This is a genomic window from bacterium (genome assembly GCA_035528375.1).
GTDB lineage: Bacteria > RBG-13-66-14 > RBG-13-66-14 > RBG-13-66-14 > RBG-13-66-14 > RBG-13-66-14.
This window is the reverse complement of sequence record DATKYS010000072.1, coordinates 11527-32191: the sequence shown is the minus strand read 5'-3', so window position 1 is coordinate 32191 and position 20665 is coordinate 11527. Positions and strand designations below refer to the sequence as shown.

General features: G+C 67.2%; 19 protein-coding genes. 10 read left to right on the top strand and 9 right to left on the bottom strand.

Features of this window, described 5'->3' with window-relative positions; translation table 11 throughout:
* Positions 1-38 precede the first annotated feature (38 nt).
* A complete protein-coding gene (locus tag VM054_05345) occupies positions 39-569 on the top strand; it encodes a hypothetical protein (GenBank protein HUT98487.1) in 531 nt (176 codons plus the stop codon).
* Positions 570-620: 51 nt separating this feature from the next.
* On the opposite strand, the gene VM054_05340 is transcribed toward VM054_05345, so the two are convergent.
* From VM054_05340 to metG, 8 genes are read right to left on the bottom strand one after another with little or no spacing between them, the layout of a single operon-like run.
* Entirely contained in the window at positions 621-2222 is a 1602-nt protein-coding gene (locus tag VM054_05340; GenBank protein HUT98486.1) for a PqqD family peptide modification chaperone, read from the bottom strand.
* Positions 2222-2626: a CoA-binding protein gene (locus tag VM054_05335; GenBank protein HUT98485.1), complete on the bottom strand. Its 405-nt coding sequence runs from the start codon at positions 2624-2626 to the stop codon at positions 2222-2224. The genes VM054_05340 and VM054_05335 overlap by 1 nt, the downstream gene beginning before the upstream one ends.
* A complete protein-coding gene (locus tag VM054_05330; GenBank protein ID HUT98484.1) occupies positions 2623-3504 on the bottom strand; it encodes a metallophosphoesterase family protein in 882 nt (293 codons plus the stop codon). Before VM054_05330 ends, VM054_05335 begins: the two co-directional genes overlap by 4 nt.
* Positions 3505-3544: 40 nt before the next feature.
* Complete coding sequence (locus VM054_05325) at positions 3545-4243, bottom strand: hypothetical protein (GenBank protein ID HUT98483.1); 699 nt, start codon at positions 4241-4243, stop codon at positions 3545-3547.
* A gap of 12 nt (positions 4244-4255) precedes the next feature.
* Complete coding sequence (locus VM054_05320; protein ID HUT98482.1) at positions 4256-4960, bottom strand: hypothetical protein; 705 nt, start codon at positions 4958-4960, stop codon at positions 4256-4258.
* Positions 4957-5964: a ketol-acid reductoisomerase gene (ilvC, locus tag VM054_05315; GenBank protein HUT98481.1), complete on the bottom strand. Its 1008-nt coding sequence runs from the start codon at positions 5962-5964 to the stop codon at positions 4957-4959. The genes VM054_05320 and ilvC overlap by 4 nt, the downstream gene beginning before the upstream one ends.
* A complete protein-coding gene (locus VM054_05310) occupies positions 5951-6598 on the bottom strand; it encodes an isoprenylcysteine carboxylmethyltransferase family protein (GenBank protein ID HUT98480.1) in 648 nt (215 codons plus the stop codon). Before VM054_05310 ends, ilvC begins: the two co-directional genes overlap by 14 nt.
* A gap of 20 nt (positions 6599-6618) precedes the next feature.
* Positions 6619-8694, bottom strand: coding sequence for a methionine--tRNA ligase (metG, locus tag VM054_05305; GenBank protein HUT98479.1), 2076 nt, complete (start codon positions 8692-8694; stop codon positions 6619-6621).
* A 109-nt stretch (positions 8695-8803) separates the two neighbouring features.
* On the opposite strand from metG, the gene VM054_05300 reads away from it, so the two are divergent.
* Genes VM054_05300 through fabG form a run of 6 tightly spaced genes read left to right on the top strand, consistent with a single transcriptional unit; the run spans position 8804 to position 15079 of the window.
* Positions 8804-9625, top strand: coding sequence for a hypothetical protein (locus tag VM054_05300; GenBank protein ID HUT98478.1), 822 nt, complete (start codon positions 8804-8806; stop codon positions 9623-9625).
* Positions 9622-10977 (top strand): CinA family nicotinamide mononucleotide deamidase-related protein, encoded by a 1356-nt coding sequence (locus tag VM054_05295; protein ID HUT98477.1) that lies wholly within the window; start codon positions 9622-9624, stop codon positions 10975-10977. The genes VM054_05300 and VM054_05295 overlap by 4 nt, the downstream gene beginning before the upstream one ends.
* Complete coding sequence (locus VM054_05290) at positions 10977-11750, top strand: hypothetical protein (GenBank protein ID HUT98476.1); 774 nt, start codon at positions 10977-10979, stop codon at positions 11748-11750. The genes VM054_05295 and VM054_05290 overlap by 1 nt, the downstream gene beginning before the upstream one ends.
* The gene (locus VM054_05285) at positions 11750-13672 is read left to right on the top strand and encodes a tetratricopeptide repeat protein (GenBank protein HUT98475.1); all 1923 of its coding nucleotides are present in this window, start codon (positions 11750-11752) and stop codon (positions 13670-13672) included. Before VM054_05290 ends, VM054_05285 begins: the two co-directional genes overlap by 1 nt.
* A gap of 1 nt (position 13673) precedes the next feature.
* Positions 13674-14336 carry a hypothetical protein gene (locus VM054_05280; GenBank protein HUT98474.1) on the top strand — a complete coding sequence of 221 codons (663 nt, stop codon included), beginning with the start codon at positions 13674-13676 and terminating at the stop codon, positions 14334-14336.
* Between the two features lie 5 nt (positions 14337-14341).
* Complete coding sequence (gene fabG, locus VM054_05275) at positions 14342-15079, top strand: 3-oxoacyl-[acyl-carrier-protein] reductase (GenBank protein ID HUT98473.1); 738 nt, start codon at positions 14342-14344, stop codon at positions 15077-15079.
* Positions 15080-15328: 249 nt separating this feature from the next.
* Here fabG and thpR read toward each other — a convergent pair whose 3' ends face one another.
* Positions 15329-15916, bottom strand: a complete 588-nt coding sequence (gene thpR, locus VM054_05270) for an RNA 2',3'-cyclic phosphodiesterase (protein ID HUT98472.1) — start codon at positions 15914-15916, stop codon at positions 15329-15331.
* A gap of 114 nt (positions 15917-16030) precedes the next feature.
* Between thpR and VM054_05265 the strand changes: the two genes are divergently transcribed.
* Genes VM054_05265 through VM054_05255 form a run of 3 tightly spaced genes read left to right on the top strand, consistent with a single transcriptional unit; the run spans position 16031 to position 20487 of the window.
* A complete protein-coding gene (locus VM054_05265; GenBank protein HUT98471.1) occupies positions 16031-16945 on the top strand; it encodes a hypothetical protein in 915 nt (304 codons plus the stop codon).
* Positions 16938-18458, top strand: coding sequence for a hypothetical protein (locus VM054_05260; protein ID HUT98470.1), 1521 nt, complete (start codon positions 16938-16940; stop codon positions 18456-18458). The genes VM054_05265 and VM054_05260 overlap by 8 nt, the downstream gene beginning before the upstream one ends.
* On the top strand, positions 18436-20487 hold the full coding sequence (locus tag VM054_05255) for a glycosyltransferase family 39 protein (protein HUT98469.1): 2052 nt from the start codon (positions 18436-18438) through the stop codon (positions 20485-20487). Before VM054_05260 ends, VM054_05255 begins: the two co-directional genes overlap by 23 nt.
* Positions 20488-20665 lie beyond the last annotated feature (178 nt).

The following is a 20665-nucleotide window of genomic DNA, read 5'->3' as shown; positions in this document are numbered from 1 at the left end:
TATAATACGAAGAAAATCCCACCGGAGGTTTTTAAAAGATGCTCCACCGCTCGCTCTACCTGCTGCTCCTGGCGTCCCTCCCCGTCTCGGCCCTGACGCTTGACCTGGACGGGCTGAAGGTGGACCTCGACGAGCCCGATGGAACGGAGCTCTACGCCTACCAGGCGGGTCACGTCCTGCTGCTCAGGCCCGAAGGCGAGGCGCTGGGCGTCATTTACATCTACCCCGTGGGGGAGCCCGGGCACAGCATCGAGGAGATAACGTCCTTCTACGACGGCGACGCCAACGCCTTCCTGGGGGACATGCTCGCAGATCTCCGCCGGGCCATAACCGCGGGCGACCGGGGGCCCGCCTTCCGCTGGGGCGGATACAACCGGACGAGCGCCAAGGGTGTTCCCATCGCCTCCGCCGACTACTTCAACTTCGGGTACTACAACCTGGACAGCCTGCTCCTCGTCGGGAAAAACCTCGTCCACGTGGACTGCTACTGTCACGAGGATAAAGCCGAGGCCTTCCGGGAGGTGGTTCTCGACGCCCTCGCCACCATCGGGGAACACGGTGGTGCGTGACGCGTGTCGGTCCATCGGATGATAAAAAAAGGTGGGGCCATCCCACCTTTTTTACGCCGGCGCGCTGCATATGACGTTCCCGTCCTCCTGCAGGAGCAGTGGACAGCCGCCGCCGCACAGGGGGAATTCGGCGCACCCGCGGCACTCGTCGGGGACCCACTCCCTGTTGCGCAGGCTCACCGCCAGGGGGCTGTTCCAGATTTTCGCCCAGTCGTCGGTGAGGATGTTGCCCATAACCTCGAAGTAGCTCTGGCAGGGCAGCACGTCGCCGTCGGGCTCCACGGCCAGGTTGTACCTCGCGGCGGAGCAGGTCTTTATACCCACGCCCAGCTCGAGCGGGTTGAGCTCCTCGTAGCGCGTCGGGGTGTACCAGAGGAAGTTCAGGCCGCGCGAGACGGCGGCGTTGAAAAACTCCTCCACGTACGGCGCAAGCTCGGCCTCGGTCAGGGCGTCGGGATTTCCCTTCCCCTTCCCGGAGTGGATCATCCCGTTGGCCGCCACCTGGGAGAGTCCCAGGTCGGCCAGGAACTCCACCGTCCGGCGGACGTGGTCGGCGTTGCGCCGGGTGATCGTCGTGTTGGTCAGGACGTAGAGCGGCTGCGCCAGGGCGTTTTTGATGCCCTGCACCGTTTCCCTCCAGGCCCCGGGAGCCCCCACCATGGCGTCGTGCACCGCCTCGTCGCAGCTCTCCAGCGTTATCTGTGCGTGGTCCAGCCCCACCTCCACCAGCCCGGCCAGGTAGTCCTTATCGGCCAGCTTCCGCCCGTTGGTTAAAAGACCCGTCACCAGGCCGATGTCCTCGGCGTACTCGATCAGCTCGCGCAGGTGGGGGTAAAGAGTGGCCTCGCCGCCGGTGAAGGTCACGTGGGGCACCCCGACCGCCCAGAGTTTTTCCATGACCCGGCGCCAGTCCTCCTTGACCAACGATGGTTTGTTCCGGCGCTCGGGGGCCACGTAGCAGTGGCCGCAGTCCGCGTTGCAGGCGTAAGTGAGAACGAGGTCCACCCGGTAGGGGGCGAATGTCTCCACGCTGAACGGCTCGTAGCGGTCGAGGTCGAGGTAGGTCACGGGGCAGACGTCACCGCCGCGTGCCAGCTCGGTGATGATTCCCTGGATTTCCCGGTAATCGGCGAGGGCGATCTTTTTGGGGACGTTGTACCGGGCGGTTATCTCCCGGACGGCGTCCCGGGGCGTGCGTTCCTCGACGATGAGCTTGGCGTACTCGGCGGCGGTCTGGTTCAGGTGGATGATTTTCGCGGCGTTGACCACCAGGGTGCCGTTGCCGTTGGGTTCGATGCGCAGGTGGACCCGGTAGCCCTCCATTGCGTCGCCGGAGCGCAGGTGGTAGATGCCGGGCTTGAGCGGCTCGGGCCTCTTGAGGAAGGATTCGACGAGGTGGTGCCGGGCGGGGTGGTCGGGATCGGCCACCTGTCGCCGACGGCGCAGCGCCAGGAGCAGAAGGACGATTGAAGCGCCGAGCCCCGCGACGCCGAAGCCGATGAAGAGCCAGTTGACGACGCCCCCCGGTCCGCTCTCGGCGACCATCCGGCCCTCCTCGGGGCCGAAGGGTACGAACAGGCCGACGAGGAGCAGGGCGAGGCCGACCGCCGCCGCCGCTCCCACCAGGACGAAGTCCAGCGAGCCCTTTTTCATTACGTCAAATACTCCTCGGGATCGGTCACCAGGACGCAACGACCGCGGACCAAGTGGGCCCCGGCCTCCTCGGCCATGCGGACCGCTTCGGGGCCGTCGGCGCCCGGCTGCATCCAGAAAATTCTTACCCCCAGCCCCAGTGCCTCCCGCATCAACGCGGCGGTCCTCGGGGGCGGGGTGATGAATATCACCGCGTCGGGCCTTTCCGGGAGCGCGGCCAGCGTCGGATAGCACCGGTCGCCGTCAATCTCGTCGGTCCGCGGGTTCACCGGGTAGACCGTGTACCTTCCGGACCCATTCAACCTACGGTAGACCCTGTAACCGTATTTCCGTTCGTCGCGGCTGGCCCCGGCCACGGCGATGACCTTCGAGCGGAAGAACGCGGCTATGGCTTCCCGGCTCAAATGCCGTGCAGGAGCCGGCCGCCCAGCTCCTCGGGCAGCCCGGCGGAGATGATACGCTCCGCGGCCCGCGGTATGTCGTAGGACACGCGGTGCAGGCGAATCATCAGGTTGCGGAAGCCGGGGGTGAACTCCAGGGTGGCGCAGCAGCTCTTCGGGTTTCCGTCCCGGGACTGGCCCACGCTCCCCATGTTGATGATGTAGCGGCGGAAGATGCTCGGGACGTGCTCCTCCTCGGTGATGACCTCCACGTAGCCGTCCTCGTGCTGCTCGAAGATGACCGGCTGGTGGCTGTGCCCGATGAAGCAGAAACCCACTTCCAGGGCGTTGAAGGCCCGCTCTATCTCGCGCCGGTTCAACAGGTAGTGCCAGCGCTCCGGTTCGTGTGGGCTGGCGTGGACCATCCGGAAAAGGACGGTCTTCGACTTTTTGTGCCGTATGGGCTGACCGTCCTCGCCCGCGTCCATGCCCATGGGGAGCGCGGAAATGTAGTCCACGTTCTCGCGGGAAATCACCTCGCGGGTCCAAAGAATCGCCCTCGCGGCGAAGGAGTTGAAGAGGTACTCGGCGCCGGGGGTTATGGCGACGTGGTCGTGGTTCCCCTTCACCGTCACGGTGGTGGTCTGGGTCAGGAAGGAGACCAGGCGCTCGGGGTCGCTCACATCGGTGGAGGCGAGGTGCTCGAGGACCTGCTTTTTGGAAACCCGCTTGTCCCCCTCGGCGTAGCGGACGATGTTCAGGCACTCGTTTGGGCAGGCGCCGTAACCGACGATGTCGCCGCCGCAGTAGAGGGCGTTCACCTCCAGGCGCCGGAGGTGGTCCAGCACCATCGCCAGGGCGTCGAGGTTGGCGTGTATGTCGGAGAAGAAGCCTACGATCAAGGGTCACTCCGGGACGAAACGTATCAGTCAACCAATTCTATCAGAAAACGCCGCCCGCGGCGAGATTGCACAGCCAAAACCAGCCGTAGTAGGCGTATGACACGACCAGGGGGATCAGGAGATTGTCCCAGCCCCCGGGGAGGAAGAGCTCCGTCAGCGTCCCCAGGGCGCCCAGGCCGAGGGCCAACAGGACGTTGGTCAAAAGGTCGTGCGCCCCGACGAGGGTCAGAACCAAAAAAACCACGACGGCGCTCGTGACGAACATCGTCAGCGTACCGACGAGGCTTTTCTGGCCGAAAAGCTTCGTCTTCCCCCACTTGTGGCCGAAAACCGCCGCGAGCCCGTCGCCCCACCCCAGGACGAGTATCCCCATGACGGCCGCGTAGCGGAAATCGCCGGCGCCGATGTTCGCCAGCCACCAGAAGTGCCAGGTGAGAATCGAGAGGCTGACGGAGAAGAACACCGTGCCCGGGCTCTTGTCCCCCGATTCCATCCCCTTGAAGAGGTCGAGCTTCCAGGAGACGTAGTTGATGACGATGAAGGAGAGCGGGCCTGCTATCGCGAAGTACCAGTCGCGGAAGATGAACAGGGCGAGGATGATCCAGTTGCTCACCCCGATGTGGATGACTTTCCGCGCCGCCTCGCCGGAGATTTTTTCCTTCCTGGCCAGGACGCCCGCCGTGCCGATGACCGCGAAGACGGCCGCGTAGGAGACGGCCAGGGAAACCCACTGGTTCATGGAGCCTCCTTCTTACCCCAGGGTGAGGATGAGGTAACCGCCCACGCCGGCCACGACGCCCGTAACGAGGTTGTCGAGCTGAACCGGGCTTATCAGCTCGGCTAGACCGACGAGCGCCCCGAAGCCCACGGCGAGGATGTAGGAAAGCCAACCGGTGAACCCGAAGATAACGTTCACGATTACGAAGGCCGCGACGCCCCCCAGCATCCCGGCCGCGGTGCCTATCTTCGAGCGATTGCGCCGGAGCTCTCCCTTGCCGTATCGCCGGCCCACCATGGCGGCGAGGCTGTCGGCCACGGAGGAGGGGAAGACGCAGAAGGCGGCGAGGGGTCGAAGCTCGATACCCCGCCCCGGGTCGGTGAAGAACCAGCCGATGAAAACCGAGACGCACAGCACGATGGCCATCGCCACGCCGCCGAACCGCCCCTTCTCCGCGTCCACGCTCGAGAGCAGGCCGAACTTCATCGAGAGGGCGCTCAACACGAGGAAGAGCACCGACGCCGCCAGCACCCAGTACCAGTCGGTGAAGAGCCAGGGAGCGGCCAGGGTGCAGGGGACCACGCCCAGACCCACGATGTTCCGCGACGAGAGGTCGGAGATGACGCCCCTGGAGCGGAACTGCTCGACGACGCCCACCACCAGGAACACGTAGGCGATTATGTACGCGATGGAGTATATCTGGGGAATCGGCGGCGTGACGGGCAGTTGTACGGTCATCTGTTCTCCCCGCCCAGACCGGGCCAGCGAAGATTCTCGCGCACCCAGCGGCCGGCCTCCTCGAAGGGGTCCGCACCGCCGAGGATGCGTTCCCTTTCCCGGGGCCAGTCCGGTTTCCCGGATTCGGCGAGCCAGCGGTCGGCAAAGGCGCCCGATTCGATTTTTTCTAAAAGCGCCCTGAGCCGTTTTTTGGTCTCCGCCCCGATCACATCATCGCCGCCGGTCGCCGCGCCGAAGAGCGCCGTACCCGATATCGCGCCCCGCATCCCCGCCGTTCCGCGCTCGTACATCAGATCGGCCAGGAGCTTGAGTTGCATCATGCACTCGATGTAGGCCAGGCGCGGGTCGTGCCCGGCCCCGACTAAGGTGTCCCAGGCCGCCCGGACCAGCGTCGGGACGCCGCCGCACAGCACGGCCTGCTCCCCGAAGTGGTCCACCACGGTCTCCTCGCGGAAGGTGGTCCAGAGGAGACCGCCCCTGGCGCACCCCACCGCCCGGGCGTAGGCCAGCAGCCGCTCTTCCGCCGTCCCGGTGGAATCCCGCTCGACGGCCAGGGCCCCCGGCAGGCCCTTCCCCGCCAGGAAGAGCCCCCTCAACGCCGCGCCGGGACCCTGGGGGGCGAGGAGGGCGACATCCGCGTTTCCCGGAGGGACGACCCAGCCCCAGGTCACGGCCAGGCCGTGGAGGAAGAGCCAGAGCTGACCGTCTTTTATTTTCTTGAAAGACGAAGCGGCGTCGGGGACGGCCTCGTCGGGAATCGCCCAGACCAGCACGTCGGCTCCGACGGCCTCTCCCGGAGAACAGACGTGTAAACGCTCCCCGCGGGCGACCTCGGCGCTCGGTGAGCCCGCGCGCAGGGCGACCGCCACGTCCGCGCCCGCGTCGCGCAGGTTCAGGGCGTGGGCCCGGCCCTGGTTGCCGAAGCCGAGAACGGCCACCCGGCCCAGGTCCAGAGCGGGGCAATCCTGCTCGAAGAGGACCTCGCGCCTTTCAACCCCCTTCATGGTCACCCTTGTTCAAGGTCGAATCACGCCCTTTAAAGCGAAAGGGGATGAAAGCCGGAACCCCCCGTCGGTACTCCTCCCAATCGCCGCCGAATTCGGCGGCCAAAACCTGCTCCTCGCGGCGGGCACGAAGGGGAAGCACAACGATAAAGACGAGTAACAGCGCGAACGTCCAGGTTCGGTAGACGAGCAATCCTCCGATGACGGCGAGGATCAGCCCCAGATACATGGGATGACGCACCAGGGCGAAGGGTCCGCGGGTCACCAGCCTGTGATCGCCGTACAGCTCGGCACCGGAAGTGCTCGAGGTGCCGAACATATCTCCGATTGCGAACCGACCCCGGACGTACAGGGCCAACCCCGGGAAAAAAAGGAGCGCACCCAAGGCCAGAGCCGCCGCGCTGAAGCCGGACGTGAGCTTCAACGGAATCGGTTTCCACAAAAAGACGCACGCGCCGATGAAAACGAGAAAAACCAGCGCAAATAGCGGCGACCAACGTCGGACCTTTCCGACGGTCCGCCCCGAGGGCCGGTTCCTCGTCACGACCAATCCGACCACTGCGACCGTCAAGAACACCAGCGCCGCCGCCGCGCCGATCCATCGCACCACCGATTCGACGGTTTCGATCGTCACGCCGCACCACGTTCAACGCTTCACGACACCTTGGAACCCGGGGGGATGTCGCCGTCCAGGGTCAAAAGACGCAGCCCGCCGCCGTCTTCCGTGGCGGCCAGGAGCATCCCCCGGCTCTCCACGCCCCGGAGCGTTACCGGCTTCAGGTTCACCAGGACGACGATGAGCCGACCGGGGAGTTCCTCGGGCGCGTAGTGCAGGGCGATGCCGGCCACGATGGTCCGCTTCTCCGCCCCGAGGTCCACCTCCAGGCGGAGGAGCTTGTCCGTCTTGGGCACCCGTTCGGCCGCGAGCACCTTTCCCACGCGCAGGTCCAGCCGCTCGAAATCGGCGTACTCCAAAAGCGCGTCCGACAGGGGCAGAACGTTCACATTTTCCTCCGAAACGTCCAGCGGGCGTCCCAGCTTTGCCCGCTGCTTTTCTATCTCCTCCGGCTCGATTTTTACGAAGAGGACGGCGATTTCGCCGAGCTTCGTTCCCGCGGGAACGAGGTCTCCGCGCGCGGCGTCGTCCCATCCCCAGCCTTCGAAGGCCGGGGCGACGCCGAGCTGCCCGGCCAGCCGGGCCGCCGACGCCGGGATGAAGGGACTGCTCACGATGGCCAGGGACGCCAGGGTCTGGTAAAGATGGTACATCGTCCGGGCGCAGGCCGGGAGGTCATCCTTGCGGGTGACCCAGGGACGCTCGTCGTCGAAGTACTTGTTGCCGGCCCGGGCCACGTCCATCATCAGCTTGGCCGCCTCCCGGAAGCGGAACCCCTCGATGCTGCGGGCCACCTCGCCCACCAGGCGGGCCACCTCGCTTTCCAGCGCCCGCGCCGCGTCATCGGGCTTTCCCGGATCGGGAACGACACCCGAGAAGTAACGGTGGATGAACACCAGCGTCCGGTGGACCAGATTGCCGTAGATATCGGCCAGTTCGGAGTTCACCCGCTCACCGAACTCGTCCCAGCTGAAATCGGTGTCCCGGGTCTCGGGCAGGCAGAAGGTCATGTAATAGCGTAGGTAGCAAACGGGGAAGGCGTCCAGCACGTCGTCCACCCACACGGCCCAGTTGCGGCTGGTGGAGAGCTTCTTGCCCTCGATGTTCAGGAACTCGTTGGCCGGCACGTTCTCGGGCAGGACGAAACGCTCGGTCTCGGGCACGGACCGGTTGTAGGCGAAAATCATCGCGGGGAAGAGAATGGCGTGGAAGACGATGTTGTCCTTGCCGATGAAGTGGAACAGGCGGCAGTCGGGGTTGAGCCAGAACGCGCGCCAGGCCTCGGGTCTCCCGTGCTCCGCCGCCCATTCCTTGGCGTTGGAGACGTAGCCCAGGACGTTCTCGAACCAGACGTAGATGACCTTGCCCTCCGCCCCCGGTAGGGGGACCGGGACGCCCCAGTTCAGGTCGCGGGTCACCGGGCGGTCCTTCAGCCCCTCCTTGAACCAGGAGCGGCAGTAGTTGAGCACGTTGTCCTTCCAGCCCACCGCGGCGTCCCGCGCCTCGATCCAGTGCCGGACCTCCTCCTCGAGGCCGGAGAGCCGGAAGTACCAGTGGGTCGTCTCTCGAAGCTCGGGGGCGCTGCCGGTCAGCTTGCTCCGAGGCTCGACGAGGGTCCGGGCCTCGATCCACCGCCCGCAGCTCTCGCACTCGTCCCCCCGGGCGTTCTCCGCGCCGCAGTGGGGGCAGGTGCCCTCCACGTAACGGTCCGGCAGCCAGCGATCCACACTCGCGTCGTAGAACTGCTCCACGGTCTTGGTGTAGAGGAAACCGGCGTCGTGAAGGACGGTGAAGAACTTCTGCGCCGTGTCGTGGTGGATGGGCGAGGATGTGCGCCCGTAGCAGTCCAGTGAGAAGTCGAGCCTCTCGAAGGTGCGCTTCAGGCGCGGGTGGTGGTAGTCCACGATGGCCCGGGGCGTGGTACCCTGGGCGTCGGCGGCCAGGGTGATGGCCACGCCGTGCTCGTCGGAGCCGCAGACGTAGACTACGTCGTTCCCCAGCCGGCGGTGGTAGCGGACGAAGATGTCGGCGGGGAGGTAGGCGCCGGCGAGCTGCCCCACGTGGAGCGGGCCGTTGGCGTAGGGAAGGGCGCTGGTGACGAGAATTTTTTCCATGAAATTCCCCGTAGGTACTCCACGGTGCAGTGCAAACGCAAAGTTTACCACAACCCGCGCGTCCACGTCGCCTTGTCCGCCCCGGGGAGCTGTGCTAGAATCCGCAGTCGTGCGGACCATAAAGACATCGGTCGTTCTGGGCTTCGCCGCTACGCTCATAACCGGCTGCGACGGACCGTCGCCCGTGCCCGGTGAGGCGCCGGTCAATCTGTGTACGAGCGTCCCGGCGGTGAATCACGAACCGCAGCACCGCCTCCCGCCGGACACGGTCGAGCCGATCGTCCTGGAATGCTTCGGCGAGCCGTTCGGCGAGCCGTTCGGCGACGCGGACCCGTACTACCTGGGCCGCGAGACACTTACCTGCCGCTCGGGTCGGTGGCGGACGGATTTTTGGCTCGAAACCGGCGCGGGCTGGAGCGAGGGCCTCCTCCTCCCCGGCCTGGTGACCCTGACCGTTCACCCGTCCCCGGGGGTCGAGGAGCGGGCCGTGGGTCGTCCGGGCCTGACCCGCCGCGCCGACGTGCTCACCGACGGGCCGTCGGTGGGCGTCATCGCCATGATTCTCGCCGGCTGCGCGCTCGCGGACGGGGAAGAGTACCGGCTACCCGCCCGGGATCTGCGCCAGGGCACCGATTACGACCTGGAAATCACCGTCGGGGGCCGGAAAGACGTGGAGACGGCCTGGGGCGTGCGCCCGTGCCTCGAAGTTTTGGTCGAGCCACAGGGGTTCGCCTTTTACCTGGACGATACCGGTTGGCCCTGGTCCGTCCGCTGGCCCGGTGGCTTTGCGGAGCGGGCCGAGTATGGACGCCCCGCCCGGAAAGCGGTCGTTGTTGAGATGCCGGAGGATGACGCCGCCGAGGACGAGCCGGCTCCGACTGAAACCGAAACCGAGGAACCTGCCCCCGAAGACGCCGAGGCCGGTGCATGAAAAGAGAAGGAGACCCCGTGCGCGCGGTGATAGTCACCATCGGCAACGAGATTCTTTCCGGCGACACGCTGGACACCAACTCGGCCTTCCTGGCTCAGGAGTTGAACGCGCTCGGGGTCCGTGTCAGCGCGCGGCACACCGTCCCCGACGACGCGGCCGCCATCGCGGGGGCAATTCGTCTCGGGCTCGGGGAGGCCGGACTGGTAATCACCACCGGCGGCCTGGGGCCCACCCGGGACGACATCACCCTGGACGCGGTGGCCGCGGAATTTTCCCAAAATCTTGTCGTGGACCCCGAGCAGGCCCGGCGGGTGCGGGAGGTTTTCGCCCGGCGCGCCATCGAGATGCCCGCCATCAACGAGAGCCAGTTCCGCCGCATGGAAGGCGCGGTAATCGTTTACAATCCCTCGGGCACGGCTCCGGGACAGCTCGTCGCCGTCGGCGGCGGTCACGTCTGCCTCCTCCCCGGCGTGCCCCGGGAGGTCCGCGAGCTCTGGGGGGCGGGCATCCGCGAGGCCGTCCGTGCGCTCACGGATACACCCCTCGCCCGGCTGAAGCGAACCGTCCGCACCGTGGGCGTCTCCGAAAGCGTCCTGTCGCAGCGCCTGGAGGACGCCGGGATGCCCGGGAAGCTGGACGAGGCCGGCATCGCCCTGGCCTTCCTCCCGCGCCACGGCCTGGTGGACCTGCGCCTGACACGCTTTTTGACCGGCGAGAACCCGTCGGCCGAAGAGCGGTTCGCGCAACTGGTGAAGGGGATCGAGGCGGCGGTCGGCGGCTGCGTGTACGGTCGCGACTCGGACACATTGTCGGGAGCGGTGGGCGCGAGGCTGCGGGAGCTGGGCCTCTCCCTGGGCACCGCCGAGAGCTGCACCGGCGGCGGCATCGGGGACTGGCTCACCGACGTCCCCGGCAGCTCGGACTACTACGTCGGCGGCGTCATCGCCTACTCCAACGCGATTAAAATCAAGCTCCTCTGCGTCCCGAACGCAATTTTGGAAAGGCACGGGGCGGTGAGCCGCGAGACGGCGGCGGCCATGGCCCTGGGCGCCCTCGACGCCCTGGGGTGCGACGTCGCCCTCTCCACCACCGGCGTGGCCGGACCGGGAGGCGGTTCGGCTGAAAAGCCGGTCGGGACGGTGTTCGTCGGCCTGGCCCAGCACCCGCGCACCCTGGACGACTGGCCGCCCGAGCGGGGCAGGCTCCTGGGTGACCTGCAGCGGACCCAAACCCACGAGGGTCCGCACTTCCTCTTTACGCGACAGCTAAAGCTCACCGGTGACCGGGACCTCGTCCGCCGCCGGACGGTCATTCACGCCCTGGACACCCTACGCCGAAGGCTTGCCGACTGATGTTCCTCCAACTCCTCTTCTATTTCGGCTGGGGCGCCGGCCACGCCCTCCAGCCCGGTCACGGCAAGGCGATCATCTCCGCCTACATGGTCGGGAGCACCCCGGGCCGGAAGCCCGCCCGCGCCGCCCTCGACGCGGTCATCCTGGGGCTCGTCGCCGCCGCCACGCACACCGTCGTCGTCTACGCCATCGCCCTGGCGGTGAAGCTCGCCGGGAACCTCGTGGACGACACCCTCCTGCAGGGCATCACCTCCGTCGTCGGCGCCTCGCTGGTCATCGGGGTCGGCGTGTGGATGCTCCGGGAGCGGATTCGGCAGCACGCCCGGCGACACGGGGTGGTGGACCACCACGGCGATGCGGTGGAATCGGACCACCATCACGGGCATGACCACGTCCACCTCCCCGCCTGGGCCGCGGGGGACGACGATCCCCGCTCGATCAAGCGCCTGGTCGCCCTGGGCGTTTCCGGCGGAATCGTGCCGTGCCGGGGGGCCTTGCTGATCTACTTCGGCAACTCGGCGGCGACCGAGCTTTTCGACGAGCTGGCCGACCCCCTGGTCGCCCTGGCCTTCTACAGCCTGGGCATCGCCGTGACGATGATCGCGGTGGCCCTCCTGGCGGTCTTCTTCTCAAAAACCGTGGAGCGCCTGTCGGGCCGCTTCCGGGGCGAAACGTTCTGGGGGAGGCTGTACCGCTTCCTCTGGTGGGCCGGGCCGGTGGTGGTCCTGGGCGTGGGCGGCTACCTACTCCTGTACTCCTTCAACTACCTCTGATGACCGAGCGGCTCGTCAGCAGCGATTTCAGGCGGGACGCCAAGCTGTTGTTGGCGCTCATCCTGGTCGCCCTGGCGGCGCGGGTTCTCTACGCCTTCGATTACTCGGGCTCGCCGCTCTACCACTTCCCGATAATAGACGCCGGCTACCACAGCTTTCTGGCGCGGCTGGGGTCCGAGGGGGCCGCGCTGCCCGGCGGTCCATACTTCAAACCGCCGCTCTACGTCTGGTTCCTGACCGACCTCTACTCCTCGGCGGGCGGCAAGTCCCTCGTCGCCGCGCACATTTTCAACACCCTTCTGGGTCTGGGAATCGTCGCGCTGACCTTCCTGTGGGGGAAGAAATTATTCGGCCGCACACCGGCCTTCGCCGCCGCGCTCTTCGTCGCCCTCTACGACCTCGGCCCCTTCTTCGAGGAGCAGGCCCTCTCCGTCACGCTGGAGACCCTGACGTACCTGGTCTCCCTGGCACTCTTCGTCAACGCCTGGGAGGAGGGTCTCGACTGGGAGGCGCGGAGGGGGAGGCTCATCTGGGCCGGAATCGCCCTGGGATTCGGCGCGCTGGCCCGGCCCAATCTGCTCCTGTTCCTGCCGGTGGCGGCTGCGCTGGGGTTATTTTACGGCCTGCGCGACGAAAATTATTCGTGGAAGCGGGCCCTGGCCGCCGCGCTCATCCCACTGGGCCTGGCGCTGGCGGTCATCCTCCCGGCCACCCTCCACAACCTCTTCGAGTCGGGGAAATTCGTTCTGGTGAGCGCCAACGGGGGGGTGAACTTCTTCATCGGCAACGGCCCGGAGGCGGACGGCTTCTCGTCCGTGCCTCCGGGGATGGCCTGGCGTCGGCTCGCGGGCGATTCGGACCTCGGCGGCGCGGGGGGGCTGGCCGACGGTTCTTACTGGTACGCCCGGGGCCTGGACGCCGTCTTTGCGTCCCCCGGACGGGCAATCGGGTTGTTCTTCAAGAAGGCCCTGGGGTTCTTCAACGCGGCGGACGTCTCCAGCAACGTGAACATCGGCTGGGCGCGGGGTCAGAGCCTGTGGCTCCGGTTCAACCCGCTGCGCTGGTGGCTGGCGGCGCCCTTCGGCCTGGCCGGGCTCGTGACCGCCCTGGGCCGCGACCGCGGGCGGATGCTGGCAAATCCCGGCGCGGGGCGCGGGCTCACCATCCTCGTCGCCTTCGCCGTCACCTACATCGTCGGGGTCGTCGCCTTCTTCGTCACCAGCCGGTACAGGATGCCGCTTTTGCCGGTCATGGCGCTCCTCGGCGCCGGTTTCGTCGCCCATCTGATCCGCATGGTCAGGGACAAAAAGGCCCGGCTTAGCATCCTGCCCTGGGTCCTGCTCCTGGTCTGTCTGGGGCTGACCCTGGCGCCCGTGGTGCCGGCGGAAGACGGCTTCTCGGGAGAATTCTACGCCGGGCTGGCCCTCGAGAAGCGGGGGCTTTCCACCGAGGCGCTCGTCCTGTACAATCGGGCCCTGGAGATCCACCCCGACGACGCCGAGACCTACCAACGCCGGGGCGCGGTGCGGGGCCGCCTGGGCGACGCCGAAGGGCGGCTCGAGGACTTTAGGCGAGCGGTGGAGATTGCCCCCGACTACGCCGACGCCCTCTACGACCTGGCGGCGCTCCTCCAGAGGACGGGGACCTCCCCCCCGGAGGAGTACCTTTCGCTCTACTCGCGGGCCGTCGAGGCCGACCCCGACTTCATCCCCGCGCGGATGGCCTACGGGATGGCGCTCCGGGCGCTCGGCCGGTACGATGATGCGGCCGGGCAGTTCGAGGAGGCGGTGAACCGGCGGCCCCGCTTTTCCGCCGCGCATCGTCTTCTGGGAAAGGTGTACGAGGCGCAGGGGCGGCTGCCGGAGGCGGCGCGGGAGTTTTTCCTGGCCGACTATTTCGGCGGCGAAATCTGGAGTTTTTAAAATGCTCGAGCCCTGGCAGAAGAAGGCGGTTTTCCGACGCGCTTTTCTGAGTGCGTCGCGGCTTACGCTCCTGGTCGTTCTTCTGGGGACGGCGGTCATCTTCAGCCTCGTCCTCGCCTGGTTCTGGCCCTCCGTCGGCCTCCTCGCCATCGCCGTGATAGGCTACGTGGTCTGGTCCGCGGCGACCACGGGGCGCCCGGTCCACATCGCGCGCTCCGTCCTGCGCGAGCTGTCCGGTTTCAGCGGCCTGTCGCACCGCTTCCGGTCGCGCCTGGCCGTCATCGAGCGGGTGTTCGTCAACTTCTGGGAAAAGACGGAAACCCTGGACGAGGAGCTCATCGGGGAAGCCCGGCGGGAGGCGCTGCGGGCTCTGATCGCCCTTTCTTCGCGGCTGCGGGCCGTGGGGCTCGCCGACCGTGTCAACCGCGACGCCCGGCGCATCGGGAAAACGAGCGACCGGGCCGAGGAGATGGTCGCCGCCGCCCTGGACGAGGTGGAGCGGTTCGCGGAAATGCTCAACCAGACCGCCGTCACCGCCGCCGAAGTTCTGCTCTTGAGCCGCGAGGAGGCGTCGGAACGCATGACCCGGGCCGCGGAGGAGCTGGCCCTTTGGGGCAAGTCCCTCGCCGAGGCCAAGGTAGAGTTGGACGAGTCGGGACTTTAGGAGGAATCATGGGAGAGAGAGGCGCGGCGATCGTGACCGGCGGGGCCCGCGGCATCGGTGCAGCCGTGGCCCGGGCGCTGGCGCGGGAGTTCCCCGTCGCCGTCTGGGACCTCGACGCCCCGGGGGCGGAGAGAACCGCAGGGGAAATCACCGCCGGGGGCGGACGGGCGAAGGGCTGGGGCGTGGACGTGGGAAACTTCGACGCCGTCCAGGCCGCGGCCGAGGAAGTGACGAAGGCCTTCGGCACCGTCGAGGTTTTGGTCAACAACGCCGGCGTAACCCGCGACGGCCTCCTCATGCGCATGCGGCCCGAGGACTGGGACCTGGTCCTGCGGGTCAACCTCACCGGGGCCTATAACTGCTGCAAGGCCGTGGTCCGCCCGATGCAGAAGGCGCGCAGGGGCCGCATCGTCAACGTCACCAGCGTGGTGGGCCTCACCGGCAACGTGGGGCAGGCCAACTACGCCGCCAGCAAGTCGGGGCTCCTGGGACTGACCAAGAGCCTGGCCAAGGAGCTGGGCGGGCGCGGGATCACCGTCAACGCCGTGGCCCCGGGTTTCATCGAGACCGAGATGACCGCCGGCCTGCCCGAAGAGGTGAAGAAGGCCTTCCTGACCGCCGTCCCCCTGGGGCGGCCCGGGACGCCCGAGGACGTGGCGGCGGTTATCGCCTTCCTCTGCTCCCCCGCGGCGGATTACGTCACCGGACAGATAATCAACATAGACGGCGGGATGGTCATGTAAACCGTTTCGTTGGCATTGACGGTGAATTATTACGGGCGGGTGTGGACACCCGCCCCTACGGCAGTAAAAGCCAATGACCATCGAATACCAAACGTAGGGCGGCCCCTCTGCGGGCCGCCGTTTTCACGTTCCTGACCCCGACCCTCACCCCGTCCCGTAGGCGAGCCTCTCCACTGAAAGGGAGAGGGGACGGGTCATTTAACGAGCCGGGGTGAGGGGTGAAAAAGCGGTCCGCGATGGCCGCTAAATTTATACGCCGAAGGGAAACTCTCCCAGCGCCGTGTAACGCGCCCCGCCGGGGCCCAACTCGCTCAAAAAGAGCACCGCCCCCCCGCAGCGCCAGGCGCCGAAACTTTTACCCTCGAACCGCCCTAAAAGCTCCGCCGCGTCCCGGGGGCGCTGCTCCTTGCGCACCCGGGCCAGGGTGGCGTGGGGCGTAAAGAGGCGCCTCTCCTTTTGAAAACCGAGAGCGACCATAACATCCTCGACGCCCAGCGACAGCCTCCGCAGCTCGACCGTCCCCCGGTCCAGACCGGCGTAGAGGACCCTCGGCGGTCTCGGCGGCCTTCGGTCCCCCTCCGCCGGGGGGTGCGAGGGGGGGAGCGTTCCCAGACCGGTCAGGCCGAGCTCGAAGGGAGTGAGAGGACGACAGACCGCGGCCAGGGCTTCTTTTATCCGTGGAACCAGCCCCTCGTCCGTCTCCCCCAGGAATTTCAGCGTCAGGTGGACGTTCCCCGCCGCCACCCACCGCCAGGCGGAGTCGCGCGAGGCGCTCCGCACCGCGGCAAGTTTTTCCTGCACCCCGGGTGGTATCTCCGCCGCCACGAAGAGACGCACGGCGTCTTTCCTCCACGGTTGACCGACGGGTAAAGCCTAGCATCCCGGCGGCCCTGGGTCAATCGGGCGCGTGCCCGCGCCTTAATGCTATAATTGAGGTCGAAAGGCGGGGGCATGGCCGATTTCGAAGTCAGGGCTCTCAGGGGCGATAGGCCGACACTCATGGGCCTCGGCGCGTACTACCTCACCGATTACCTGGACGCCGTCCGGGAGGTTTTTCGCGACGCCGTCGAGCTCTTCGAGGTGAGCTCCGGCGGGGAGACGCGGGCCCTCTTCCCCCTCCTGCGGGAGGGAAAAACCGGCGTCCTGCCGCCCCTGGGCCAGTACTGGGGTATCTGGGAAGTACCGATCGCGGACCCGGCGCCGGGGAGGGGCGAGTCGGTCTGGGAGAAAACGGTGCGCGCGGTGGACGAGTATATGCGCGGCCTGGGGCTCGTCGAGGCCGCCTTCATCCACCCGCCCCACGTGACCGACGCGCGGCCCTTCCTGCGCCTGGGATGGGAGGTTATTCCGCGTTACACCTACCTCGTCCCCCCGGCAGACGAAGACGCCTGGGATTCGGCCACCCGCCGCCAGTTGAAAAAATCCCGCGAGTCGGGCATCGTCGTCCGCGTCGCCGATACGTGGGAAACGCTTTACCGGCTGCACCGGGAAGGCATGGACCGCCAGCGCCTGCCCCATGCCCCGGAGGCGCTTGTCCGGGGACTTGCGGGTCGGGGGACGATTTTCGAGACGGATACGGCCGCCGTCCTCCTGGGCCGGGACGCATCCGCCGGGTACTACACCCTCGCGGCCAGCGACGCGGCGGGGCACGGCGACGGATCGCCCACCGCCCTCGTCGCCCGTGTCCTGGAGGAGTCGGCAAAGGACGGCAAAAACCTGGATTTCGTGGGCGCCAACACGGAGCATCTCTGCCGCTTCAAGCGTGGTTTCGGCGGGGACCTGGTCCCCTACTTCCAGACCCGGGTCGTGTTCGCCAAGACCCGCCGATTCATGAAGGGTCTGCGAAGGGTGCTGCGGGGTGGTTAGGCTCCTCTTCAGCGATGACGTAGAGCCGACGCGCCGCCGGCGGCTGGAGTACGCTTTTGGCGAAATCCTGCGCCTGGGCGGCGTCCTCGTCCCCGTGGAGGGAGCGTCGGTGGGCTACGGGGTGGAGGGGGACATCACCATCCACCCTGCGAGGGCGACCGAGCCGACCGGCGTGCTTCTCAGACTCCAGGGCGAACCGCCGGGCCCCTTCGATTGGCCCAGGGAGCTATTCGCCCTCTTCGGCGACGCCGAGGCCCGGCTTCCGGGCAAAACGCTGTATGCGGATAAATCCGGGAAAAACCTCGTCACACTCGACGGGGACCGCGTTCACCTCGCGGCGGACCCCCTGGCGACGGCGTGGTATCTCTTAACGCAGGAGGAAGAGCGGCGTTTCCCCGAGCGGCGCGACGCCCACGGCCGCCTCTGTCTGGGTACGAGCGCCCTCCCGCCGGAAACCTTCGAGCGCCCCCGGCTCGAGGAATGGGGCCGTTTCTTCGCCGGCGCACTCGCCGTCAGGAACACCGTCGTCAGGTACGGGCGCCATCCCGAAGGGGCGGACTGGTCGGTCGTCCTGACCCACGACGTGGACTCGCTGAGCGAGCGGAGCTTCCGGCGGGCCCTGCGCCTCCTGGCCGCGGGGCTGATCAAATTCTCGAAAACGCACCTGCGGGCCGCGGGGCGGATGTTCCGTCTGCTGCGCGAACCCGACCGCCACCGGTGCCTGGACGATTGCGTCGCGGCCGACGCTCCGAACCGGGCGACGTATCTCTTCCACGCCGGGCGCCGGGGGCGCTGGGACCCGGAGTACAAATTCAACAGGCTCAAGCTTGAGCTGGCTTTTCTTAAACGGACCGGTCAGGAAATCGGCGTCCACTACGGCTACGAGACCGCCGGCGACTTTGAAAAACTCGGCGCGGAGCTGGCCGCCTTCGAGCGGGCGACCGGCTTCCCCCCCACCGGCGGTCGGGCGCACTACCTCCACCTGCGCGGTCCCGACGACCTCGGCCTAATCGCGCAGGCCGGGCCGGCTTACGATTCCAGCCTCGGTTTCCCCGACGGCCCCGGCTACCGCGTCGGCACCGGCGGGCCGTACCGGGTCTTCGATTCTGTCCTGTTTGAGCTTCCTCTCGTGGTGATGGACGGCGCGCTCTTTAAAAAATACGGCGATGGCGAGGTGGACGTGGAGGACGCCTGGAGCCGCGTCCTACCGTATCTCGACGCCGCGCGTGAGGCGGGCGCCGCCTGTTGCATCCTCTGGCACCAGCGGGTCTTCGGTCCGGCCTACCCCGGCTGGGGCGAAGTTTTTCGAAAAATCCTGGCCCACGCCCGGGAGAACGGCGCCTGGTGCGGCCCGGCGGGGGAATTCATCGAGCACACAAAGGCCGCCGAACGACTGTTCGCCGGGGAGGGTGGAATCGCCAACAACTCCAGTAAAATCATAAAATTATCAATCTCGAACGACCCCGAAAAAACCGCCGAGCTCCACCCCGGTGAAACTCTACCCGCCAGCTAAGCCACTGGATCGGCGGCATCCCTGGCGCGACGACCGCTTCTGGTTCGCCGTGGCGCTCCTCGTCGCCGCGGTCATCCGGCTGGTCCTGCTTCTACAGCTCGCCGACAGCCCCTTCGGGGATTACCTCGGCATAGACGAGCGGTACTACCACACCCAGGCGCTGGGGATCGCCGCCGGCGAAGGGCCCGAGCTGCCGTTCTTCATGAGCCCCCTCTACCAGATGACGCTGGGCGGCGTGTACGCGCTGGCGGGCGGGAGCTGGTGGACGGTGCGGGTGCTACAGGCGCTCCTCGGCCTGGTGGCGCTCTTTTTCATCTGGCGGACGGCGCGGCGGCTGACGGGCCGCTGGTGGGCTCTGGGCATTCTCGGCGCGGCGGTGCTCTACTCCCAGTTCTTCTTCACCGAAACCCTCCTGTTGCCCACGACCCTGACGACGTTCCTCGCGGTTCTGGGGACTTACCTCGCCGTGCGACATCTTCAACGACCGGGGCGGTGGACCGCCGTGGGAATCGGAGTCGCCTTCGCCCTGGCGACGCTGGCCCACGGCCTTTTAGCGGTTCCGGCGGCCGCGGTGGGAATCTATCTCTTCCTCCGGCGGCTGAAACGGGATAAAAGGTCGGCATTCAAGGAGCTGGGGCTTCTCGTCGCCGCGGCGGTCGTCGTCGTCGCTCCGGTTACCCTCGCCAACAGCCTGGCCGACGGGCATTTCGTGCCCCTGTCCACCAACGGCGGCCTCAACCTCTACCTGGGCAACCAGCCCGGCGCCGTGGGGCTCTATCGGCCCTACTCAACGGCCGCCTACAGCCTGGACTTCACCGCCCGCTGGCCGGCGGAGCGCGAGGCGGCCGAGAGGGGCGACCCGCCGCCCTCCGACTCGGGGGTATCCGCCTACTGGACCCAACGGTTCGTCGAGGAGTTGGAGAAGGACCCCTGGCGCATCGCGGGCCTTTTCGGGAAGCGGGCGCTCCTCGTGCTCAACGGCTTCGAGTACCCCCAGGTGGAAAACTTCTACTTCGAGGGTGAGTTCGTCCCGCTGCTGAAGTGGCCCTGGTTGAGCCTGTACGTTCTTCTGCCCCTGGGCGCGGCGGGGCTGGTCCTCGGCCGACGCCGGGGGGCGCGGGTCCTGGGCGTCATCGCCCTGGCCTACGCCGTCGTGCTACTCCCATTCTTCGTCACCGCCCGGTTCCGCTTCCCGGTGATTCCGCTGGTGATAATCGGCGCGGGTCTGTTCGTCGAGCGCGTCATTCGGCTCATCCGCCTCCGGAGGCGGTGGAAATTCAGCAAAAAGTTCAGGCTGAGCGCGGTTTTCACCGCGGCAATTCTGATACCCTTCGTCGCCGCCACGGCCTACAAGCCGGAGGTCACGCGGGCCTACGACAACCTCGCCGTGGGCTACAACAACCTGGGCACCGAGGCCTACGCCCGGGGCGACTACGCCGGGGCGGTGCGCTACCAGGAACTGGCCCTCGACCAAAATTCCGGGATGCTCCCGGCGAGGCTCAACCTGGGACAGGCGCTCCTCGCCGCCGGGGACTACCAACGCGCCGAGGAGGAATTTCTCGAACTGCGGGGGAGCGCCCTGGATCCCGCCCGGCTGGAGCTTTCAATAGCCCGGGCCCAGCGGGGGCGGGGCGACGACCTGGCGGCGCTGGCCACCCTCCAGCGGGCGGCCGAAGCGCCCTTCGCCGAAGGCTCGATCCTCGCCGACCTGTCGCGGGTGTACTTAGACCTGGGCGACGTTTACCACGCCCGGAAGGCGGCGCAGCAGGCCGTCGTGCTCTCCCCCGAGCTGCCCGACGGCTACCTGGCCCTGGCGCGGGCCGAGACCAACCCCTCCGTGGCGATGGAGAGCATAAACGCGGGGCTGGAGCGCTGTATTTACAAAGCCGCCTTGCTGCTATTCGCCGGTGAGTTTTTGGGCGATGATGGGTTTTTGAGAGAGGCCGCCCCGACCGCGGCGGAGGAGGGCGACTGGGCTGTGTGGGCCCGAGCGCTGGTCTCCCTGAGCCGTCTGGGCAACGGGGGGTAACGGATCGCCACGGCCTCCCTCTCCCTGTGGGAGAGGGACCGAGGGTGAGGGCTGCATTTGAAAAAGCGGCGGGGATTAAAGTCCCCGCCCAACATTTAGGATTCGATTGAAAACGGGCGGGTGTGGACACCCGCCCCTACGTACATACCCAGCGAATCCCGACCGTAGGGGCGACCGT